Origin of the sequence: Streptomyces sp. NPDC088785, from assembly GCF_044750685.1 — a bacterium.
In the GTDB taxonomy this organism is placed as follows: Bacteria; Actinomycetota; Actinomycetes; order Streptomycetales; family Streptomycetaceae; genus Streptomyces.
In genome coordinates this window covers 126,579-135,316 of record NZ_JBIVKH010000020.1, presented here as the reverse complement: position 1 = coordinate 135,316, position 8,738 = coordinate 126,579, and the positions used below count along the sequence as shown (strand labels likewise).

At 72.3% G+C, this 8,738-nt stretch carries 6 protein-coding genes; 3 read left to right on the top strand and 3 right to left on the bottom strand.

Going from position 1 to position 8,738, the window contains the following annotated elements; genetic code table 11:
- Positions 1 to 389: alpha-amylase family glycosyl hydrolase (locus ACIP5K_RS34180; RefSeq protein ID WP_401416046.1), on the bottom strand; the 389-nt coding region annotated here is incomplete at its 3' end.
- 37 nt (positions 390 to 426) lie between these two features.
- Complete coding sequence (locus tag ACIP5K_RS34175) at positions 427 to 2,634, bottom strand: maltotransferase domain-containing protein (protein WP_401416044.1); 2,208 nt, start codon at positions 2,632 to 2,634, stop codon at positions 427 to 429.
- Positions 2,635 to 2,979: 345 nt separating this feature from the next.
- On the opposite strand from ACIP5K_RS34175, the gene ACIP5K_RS34170 reads away from it, so the two are divergent.
- The 3 genes from ACIP5K_RS34170 to glgP all read left to right on the top strand — a co-directional run bounded on the left by ACIP5K_RS34170 (position 2,980) and on the right by glgP (position 7,026).
- Positions 2,980 to 3,531: a 1,4-alpha-glucan branching protein gene (locus ACIP5K_RS34170; RefSeq protein ID WP_401416041.1), complete on the top strand. Its 552-nt coding sequence runs from the start codon at positions 2,980 to 2,982 to the stop codon at positions 3,529 to 3,531.
- Between the two features lie 147 nt (positions 3,532 to 3,678).
- Complete coding sequence (locus ACIP5K_RS34165; RefSeq protein ID WP_401416038.1) at positions 3,679 to 4,269, top strand: hypothetical protein; 591 nt, start codon at positions 3,679 to 3,681, stop codon at positions 4,267 to 4,269.
- 135 nt (positions 4,270 to 4,404) lie between these two features.
- Entirely contained in the window at positions 4,405 to 7,026 is a 2,622-nt protein-coding gene (glgP, locus tag ACIP5K_RS34160; protein WP_401416036.1) for an alpha-glucan family phosphorylase, read from the top strand.
- A gap of 66 nt (positions 7,027 to 7,092) precedes the next feature.
- On the opposite strand, the gene ACIP5K_RS34155 is transcribed toward glgP, so the two are convergent.
- Positions 7,093 to 8,658 carry a M4 family metallopeptidase gene (locus ACIP5K_RS34155; protein WP_401416034.1) on the bottom strand — a complete coding sequence of 522 codons (1,566 nt, stop codon included), beginning with the start codon at positions 8,656 to 8,658 and terminating at the stop codon, positions 7,093 to 7,095.
- Positions 8,659 to 8,738: the final 80 nt, after the last annotated feature.

Sequence of the window (8,738 nt, the reverse complement as noted above, 5' to 3'; positions counted from 1 at the left end):
TGGAACCACTCGTGCTGGTCGCTGGTGTGGTTCATGACGAAGTCGATGATCACGCGCATGCCGCGCTGGTGCGCGGCGTCCACGAACTCCACGAAATCGGCGAGGTCGCCGAACTCGGGGAGCACCGAGGTGTAGTCCGAGACGTCGTAACCGCCGTCGCGGAGCGGGGACTTGAAGAAGGGTGGCAGCCAGAGGCAGTCCACTCCCAGCCACTGGAGGTAGTCCAGTTTCGCCGTGATGCCCTTGAGGTCGCCGACGCCGTCGCCGTTGCTGTCCTGGAAGGAGCGGACCAGGACCTCGTAGAAGACGGCACGCTTGAACCAATCCGGGTCCCGGTCCTTCTGCGGTGTGTCCTCGAAGGTGTCCGGGACGGGCTCATTCATGATCATGGTGTGGGTGACCCTCCGCATTCCTCTTCCAGAGAATTCATCGCGGCGTGGACGGTCGCAGGACGGTGAAGACGTGCGCGGGCGTTCGGCCCGGCTCGAGGCGCACGTAATTCGTCCTGCCCCAGTGGTAGCTGTCCCCGGTGAGCTCGTCGCGCACCGCCAGGGATTCGTGCCAGCCGAATCCCAGTTGTGGCATGTCCAACGAGACCGTCGCTTCCTGGGTGTGGTGCGGGTCGAGGTTCACGACCACCAGAACCGTGTTCGATCCGCTGCGTTTCGCGTACACGACGACCTCGTCCTTGTCGGCGTGATGGAAATGCACGTCCCGCAATTGCCTCAGTGCCGGACTGCGGCGCCGGATGTCGTTGAGCGCGGTGATCAGCGGGGCGATGGTCCGCCCCTCCCGCGCCGCCGACTCCCAGTCCCGCGGCCGCAGTTCGTACTTCTCGGAGTGCAGGTACTCCTCGCTGCCGGGGCGCAGCGGAGTGTTCTCGCACAGCTCGTACCCGCTGTAGACGCCCCAGGCGGGCGAGAGCGTCGCGGCGAGCACCGCGCGCAGCTCGAAGGCCGGACGGCCGCCGTCCTGGAGGAATTCATGCAGGATGTCCGGGGTGTTGGTGAAGAAGTTCGGCCGCATGCACGCGGCTTTCTCGCCCGCCAGTTCCTCGACGTACTCCGTCAGTTCCTGTTTCGAATTGCGCCAGGTGAAGTAGGTGTACGACTGCTGGAAACCGATCTCGGCGAGGGTGCGCATCATCGCCGGGCGGGTGAACGCCTCCGCCAGGAAGATGACGTCGGGGTCGCTGCGGTTGATGTCCGCGATGACGTGCTCCCAGAAGGCGACCGGCTTGGTGTGCGGATTGTCGACCCGGAAGATCCGCACGCCGTGCGCCATCCAGTGGCGCAGCAAGCGGGTCGTCTCCGCGATCAGGCCGGGCAGGTCCGCGTCGAAGGCGATGGGGTAGATGTCCTGGTATTTCTTCGGCGGGTTCTCCGCGTACGCGATCGTGCCGTCGGGCCGGTGGTGGAACCACTCCGGGTACTTCTCCACCCAGGGGTGGTCGGGCGAGCACTGGAGCGCGAAGTCCAGGGCGATCTCCAGGCCGAGCTCCCGCGCCCGCGCCACGAACGCGTCGAAGTCCTCCAGGGTGCCGAGGTCCGGGTGGATCGCGTCGTGCCCGCCGTCCGGCGAACCGATGGCCCAGGGGACGCCGACGTCGTGCGGGCCGGGGGAGAGGGAGTTGTCGGGGCCCTTGCGGAACGTGGTGCCGATCGGGTGCACCGGCGGCAGGTACACCACGTCGAAGCCCATCTCCGCGATGGCCGGCAGCCGCCGCGCCGCCGTCTCGAAGGTGCCGCTCACCGGCGGCTTACCCGGCTCGACCACCGCGCCCTCGGAGCGCGGGAAAAACTCGTACCAGGACCCGTACAGCGCCCGCTCCCGCTCCACCAGCAGCGGCAACTCCGCGCTGGTGGTGAGCAGTTCGCGCACCGGGTGACGGGCCAGGACCTCGTCCACGTCCGGGGTGAGGGCGGCGGCGAGCCGGGCCGCGGGGGAGCGGGTGGTGTCGCGCAGGGCGGCGACGGCCGCCAGGACGGGGGCGCGGCGCGGTGCGGGCACACCGTCGGCGGCCCGCTCGTGCAGCGCGGCGCCCTCCGCCAGGACCAGTTCGGTGTCGATGCCCGCCGGGACCTTGATCCGGGCGGTGTGCCGCCAGGTCGTCACGGGGTCGCCCCACGCCTCGACGCGGAACGTCCAGGAGCCGGTCGCGCCGGCGGTGACCTCGGCGCCCCAGCGGTCGGTGCCCGGGGCCAGTTCGCGCATCGGCGTCCAGGGCCCCTCCTGCCCGTCGGGGCCGCTCAGCACGACGTTGGCGGCGACCGCGTCATGCCCCTCGCGGAACACGGTGGCCGTCACCAGAAAGGTTTCTCCAACCACGGACTTGGCCGGGCGGGCGCCGCCCGCGATCAGCGGCGCGACGTCCCGGATCGGGATGCGGCCCGTGGTGACCACGACCGGAGCCGGCGGTTCCGGTGCCGGGGGTGCCGGGGCCGGAGCCGCCCGCACGGGCCGCGGGGCGGTCTCGGGGGCGGACGTCTCGCGCGCGGGCGCCTTCTTGCGCGCGGGCTTCTTCTGGGACGCCTGGGACGGCTTCTTCTGGGACGGCTTCTTGCGGGACGGCTTCTCGTGGTCGGGGCGTGGCTGCTCGGGGTCGGGCTGGGGGGACGAGCGCTGTGCGGGCATGACCGCTCCTGTCCGCGGAGGATTCGGGGGACTGCGGAGGTGCACGTCGAGTCAGAGGGTCGTGCGGGTACCGGAGGAGCCTTCCACCGCCGGTGGGCGGGCAATCCGGCACGGTGTTAACTACTGGCGCGTAAGGGCGCGCACCGGGCCGTTCCCGCCGCTGACGGTCGGCCGGATCATGAACTCACCTCTCGATCAAGGTTCGTTGAGCCGCCATGAAGGAGCGCGTACGACGTGGACGGGTAGTCGCCGCCGACCGCGAACAGGTCTCCACGAGTACCCCCGTTCGACGCTCTCGCACGCGTTTCTTTCCGGCCCTTCGGACCGCTGCGGCAGGATGGCCGCATGTCGATCATTCACCGCACCACGATCACGCCCACCAAGCTCGAACTGCTCGCCGCGTGGCTGCCGGAGCAGCCCTGGTTCCGGGGCGCGGGCGCCCCCGAACTCGCCAAGGCGGGCGGCTTCCGGCTCGACGACCCGGCCGGTGCGGTGGGCATCGAGTTCCTCGCCGTCACCGACGTCGCGGGGCCCGAGCCGGTGACGTACCTGGTGCCGATGACCTACCGCGGCGCCCCGCTGCCGGACGCCGCGGACGCGCTGATCGGCACCGTCGTGCACGGCGTGCTCGGCGAGCGCTGGGTGTACGACGGCCCCCGCGACCCGCTGCTCACGGCGCAGCTCGCCGCGCTGGTCAGGGGCGACGTGCCCGCGCACGACCAGAGCGTCGACGGCGCCCTCGACCCGACCGTCCACACCGCTCCCGGCGAGGGGCGCCCGGAGATCGTGCGCGTGCTGGAGCCCGGCTCCACCGCCCCGGCCGGGGTCACCGCCGAGTGGCGCGCGCCGGACGGCAGCCTGGTGCGGGGCGCCTTCGCCGTCGTGCGCGCCGGCTGACCACCGGCGCGCCGCCCGGACGGGGCGCCGACGGGATGTCGGGCGGCGCGGGGCCGCGGTCTCTGACATCGTGGCCCCGGCACCGGAGTTCACCTTCGGTGACGAGTCGTCACGGCCGGTCGGGGAGCAGCAGGGATGAGCGCACGGATGCGAGCACGCACGGACACCACCGCACGCGAGGACGCCCGGCGCCCCGAACGCCCCGAGCGCCCCGCGCGCGCCCGGCGGCGGGCCGCCCTCGCCGCCGCCCTCCTGTCCGTGGCCGGCCCGCTCGCCGCGCTCCCCGCGGCGCCCGCGCGGGCGTACAGCCCCGACCCCGCGGTCACCGCCGTCTACCGCGACACCGGCACCTGCCCGTGCCGCGGCGGCGCCCTCACCGACCCCTTCGACGGCACCACGTTCGCCCGCGACCCCGGCGGCTACGCGGTCAAACTGGAGCTGACCAGGGGGAGTTCGTTCGTCGGCAAGGTCGAGTTCCACCCCGACGGCGAGCGGCTGCGGGTGTACGACACGAAGAACGACCACGACACCTTCTACGTCCACGTCACGTACACCGACCACCGCGCCGTCCACGACCTCGGCACCTACACGCCGCCCGGCACCGCCGCCGTGGCCGACCGCACGGTCAAGGACTTCGACATCCCCGAGGGCGCCGGGGTCGACATCGCCGTCTACGACGACGCCCGCCTGACGGACCTCATCGGCGCGGCGCGGGGCACCGGCGGCGCCGTCGCCTGACGCCGGCCGGACCGCGGGCGCCCCGCCATGCGCCGTGGCTAGCGGCGTGGTCGCCCACTACCGTCGTAGGCCCGGGCCGCACAGCGCTGTGCCGGCCCGGTCCGCTGTGTCCCTGCGCACTGTCGAGGTGATCACGTGAAGGCCATCCGTCGATTCACCGTACGTCCGGTCCTGCCCGAACCCCTCGCCCCACTCCAGGAGTTGGCCCGTAATCTGCGCTGGTCCTGGCATCCGGGGACCCGAGATCTCTTCGCCCTGGTCGATCCGGCGCGCTGGGCCGCGTCCGACGGCGACCCGATGCGGCTGCTCGGAGACGTGCCGCCCGCCCGGCTCGCCGAACTCGCCGCCGACGAGGCCTTCCTGGCCCGGCTCGGCGAGGCCGCCGACGAGCTGCGCGGCTACCTCCACGACGACCGCTGGTACCAGGGCGCGGGCGCCGGGCCCGACCGGCTGCCGTCCTGCATCGCCTATTTCTCCCCCGAGTTCGGCATCGCCGCCGCCCTGCCGCAGTACTCGGGAGGTCTCGGCATCCTCGCCGGTGACCACCTCAAGGCGGCGAGCGACCTCGGGGTCCCGCTGATCGGCGTGGGCCTCCTCTACCGGCACGGCTACTTCCGGCAGTCGCTGTCCCGGGACGGCTGGCAGCAGGAGACGTACCCGGTCACCGATCCCCATGAACTGCCCCTGTCCCTGCTGTGCGAGCCGGACGGCACCCCCGCGCTCATCAGCCTCGCCCTGCCGGGCGGCCGCAGCCTGCTGGCGCGGATCTGGCAGGCCCAGGTCGGGCGGGTGCCGCTGCTCCTGCTGGACTCCGACGTCGAGCAGAACGACGTCCACGAGCGCGAGGTGACCGACCGGCTCTACGGCGGCGGCAGCGAACACCGCCTCCTCCAGGAGATGCTGCTCGGCATCGGCGGGGTGCGCGCGGTGCGCACGTACTGCCGGCTGACCGGGCACGCGCCGCCCGAGGTCTTCCACACCAACGAGGGCCACGCGGGCTTCCTCGGCGTGGAGCGCATCGCCGAACTCGGCGCGCAGGGGCTCGACTTCGACACCGCGACCGAGGCGGTGCGGGCCGGGACCGTCTTCACCACGCACACCCCGGTCCCGGCCGGCATCGACCGCTTCGACCGGGAGCTGGTCGCCCGGCACTTCGGCGGCGACGCCGAACTCCCGGCGCTCGACGTGGAACGCATCCTCGGCCTCGGCATGGAGACCTACCCCGGCGGCGACCCGAACGTCTTCAACATGGCCGTGATGGGTCTGCGGCTCGCCCAGCGCGCCAACGGCGTCTCGACGCTGCACGGGTCCGTCAGCCGCGAGATGTTCTCGGGGCTGTGGCCGGGCTTCGACGCGGAGGAGGTCCCCATCACCTCCGTGACGAACGGGGTGCACGCCCCGACCTGGGTCGCCCCCGAGGTGTTCCGGCTCGGCGCCCGGCAGATCGGCGCGCGGCGCACCGAGGACGCCCTGTCGGTGGGCGGCTCCGCCCGCTGGGACGCCGTCGGCGAGATCGCCGACCGCGACATCTGGGAGCTGCGCAGGTCGCTGCGGTCCCAGCTGGTGGACGAGGTCCGCGCGCGGCTGGCCGCGTCCTGGCGGCAGCGCGGCGCCGGGTCGGCCGAACTCGGCTGGATCGACGGCGTGCTCGACCCGGACGTCCTCACCATCGGGTTCGCGCGCCGCGTCCCCTCGTACAAGCGCCTCACGCTGATGCTGCGCGACCCGGACCGGCTGATGCGGCTGCTCCTCGACCCGGACCGGCCGGTGCAGATCGTCGTCGCGGGCAAGGCGCACCCGGCCGACGACGGCGGCAAGCGGCTGGTCCAGGAGCTGGTCCGGTTCACCGACGACCCGCGGGTGCGGCACCGCATCGTGTTCCTGCCCGACTACGGCATGGCGATGGCGCAGAAGCTCTATCCGGGCTGCGACATCTGGCTGAACAATCCGCTCAGGCCGCTGGAGGCGTGCGGCACGTCCGGGATGAAGGCGGCGCTGAACGGATGCCTCAACCTCTCGGTCCTCGACGGCTGGTGGGACGAGTGGTTCGAGCCGGACTTCGGCTGGGCGATCCCGACGGCCGACGGCACCGCCACCGACGAGCACCGCCGCGACGAGCTGGAGGCGTCCGCGCTCTACGACCTCCTGGAGAACCGCATCGGCCCCCGCTTCTACGAGCGCGGCCCCGAGGACCTGCCCGACCGGTGGATCGAGATGGTCCGCCAGACCCTCACCCACCTCGGCCCGAAGGTGCTGGCCGGGCGCATGGTGCGCGAGTACGTCGAGAAGCTGTACGCGCCCGCCGCCCGGGCCGGCCGCGCGCTCGCCCCGGACGCCGCCCGGGAGCTGGCCGCCTGGAAGTCCCGGGTCCGTGCCGCCTGGCCGCGGGTCGCCGTCGACCATGTGGAGGCGGCCACCGCGGCGGCCGAGCTGGGCGCCACCCTCGCCCTCCATGTCCGGGTGGCACTCGGGGAGTTGGGCCCCGACGACGTCGAGGTGCAGGTCGTGGCGGGCCGGGTCGACGCCGGGGACGGCATCGCGGAGGCGGTCACCGCGCCGCTGAAGCCGGTCGCGGGACCGGACGAGGACGGCCGCTGGTCCTACGAGGGCCCGCTGTCCCTGGACCGCACCGGACCTTACGGCTACACGGTCCGCATCCTCCCGGTCCACCGGCTGCTCGCCTCACCGGCCGAGACGGGGCTGGTGACGGTGCCGACGCAGGCGCCGGGGGAGGGGGCCGGGGTCCTCATGCGCTGACACGGCGAGGGCGCCACCCCCGGCCCGGCCGGGGGTGGCGCCCTGAACAGGTGCGGGGTGCCGGTGCTAGGAGACGTTCACACCCGCCCAGGCGGCGTCCACGGCCTGGTACTCGGCCGAGTCCGCGCCGTACAGGTCCTTCGCCGCGCTGAGCGTGCCGGTGCGGGCCGCCGCGTAGTCGGTGCTCGACGTGAAGTACGTCGTCAGGGCCTTGAACCAGATCTGCTCGGCCTTGTCGCGGCCGATGCCGGTGACCGTCGAGCCGTCGGAGGTCGGGGAGTCGTAGTCGACGCCGTTGACGGTCTTCTTCCCGCTGCCCTCGCTGAGCAGGTAGAAGAAGTGGTTGGCGATGCCCGAGGAGTAGTGGACGTCGACGTCGCCCGCGCCGGACGACCAGGAGTCGAGCGAGGCGCCGTCCTTGCTGGGCTTGTCCATGTAGCGCAGCGGCGAGCCGTCGCCGTTGATGTCGATCTTCTCGCCGATGAGGTAGTCGCCGGCGTCCTCGCTGTTGTCGGCGTAGAACTCGACGGAGGTGCCGAAGATGTCGGACGTGGCCTCGTTCAGGCCGCCGGACTCGCCGCTGTAGATCAGGCCCGCGGTGGCCGCGGTGACGCCGTGGCTCATCTCGTGCGCGGCCACGTCGAGGGCGGTGAGCGGGTTCTTGTTGCCCTCGCCGTCGCCGTACGTCATGCAGAAGCAGCTGTCGTCCCAGAACGCGTTGACGTACGCGTTGCCGTAGTGGACGCGGGAGTAGGCGCCCTTGCCGTCGCCGTTGATGCCGCTGCGGCCGAAGACGTTCTTGTAGTAGTCCCAGGTCTCCTGGGCGCCGTAGGCCGCGTCGACCCCGGCGGTCGCCGGGTCGGCGACCGTGCCGTCGCCCCACTTGTCGTCGGCGTCGGTGAACAGCGTGCCCTTGCCGGACGAGCCGTTCTTGAGGTCGTACGTGGAGTGGCCGCCGCGGGTGCCGTCGGTCAGCGAGTACGACGAGCCCGACCCGGTGGTGCCGATCTCGACGCTGCCGCTGTACTCGGACTCGCCGGTGCCGGTCTTGATCTCGTCGAACTGGGTGATCTTCTTGCCGCTCGCGGCGTCGGTGACCACGTGCAGCCGGCTCGGCGTGCCGTCCTTCTTGGTGGACTTCACGACCTTCTCGTACGCGAGTCTGGGCGTGCCGGTCGCCGCCCAGACGATCGTGCGGGCGCCGGACGGGGCCGCCGAGAGGGAGGCGCCGCTGGTCGGGACCTCGATCGACCGGGAGGTGGCCCGGGTGACGCCCTCGCGCTCGCCGGACTTCGACGTGTGGACGACCAGGTCGCCGCCGATGACCGGGAGACCGGCGTAGGTGCGCTCGTAGCGGGTGTGCGTGGTGCCGTCGCGGTCCTCGACCACGTCGCGGACGACCAGCTTCTCCTTCGGGCCGAGCTTCAGGTCCTTCGCCGTGCCGGCGGTCCGTGCGCTCGCGTCCTCGATGAGGTCCGCCCGGGCGTTCGCGCTGAGAGCCAGTGGGGTGGCTCCCGGGGCGGACGGCTGGGCCGCGGCGCCGGTGGCGGTGAACGTCCCGGCGATCAGCGCGCCGGCGGCGACCGCCGTGGCGATGGACAGAGTGGTGCGACGCGATATGTGCGGTGTCACGAAGAAAGCTCCTCAAGTGAAGTGGGGGGATGAGCTTTGCCGTGCGGGTGGTGCGGGGATGACTCTGGCAGTTGAGGACC

Excerpts from the sequence above, each read along its gene's own strand:
- ACIP5K_RS34175 (WP_401416044.1), bottom strand. The coding sequence starts at position 2,634 with ATGCCCGCACAGCGCTCGTCCCCCCAGCCCGACCCCGAGCAGCCACGC.
- ACIP5K_RS34170 (WP_401416041.1), top strand. The coding sequence starts at position 2,980 with ATGTCGATCATTCACCGCACCACGATCACGCCCACCAAGCTCGAACTG.
- ACIP5K_RS34165 (WP_401416038.1), top strand. The coding sequence starts at position 3,679 with ATGCGAGCACGCACGGACACCACCGCACGCGAGGACGCCCGGCGCCCC.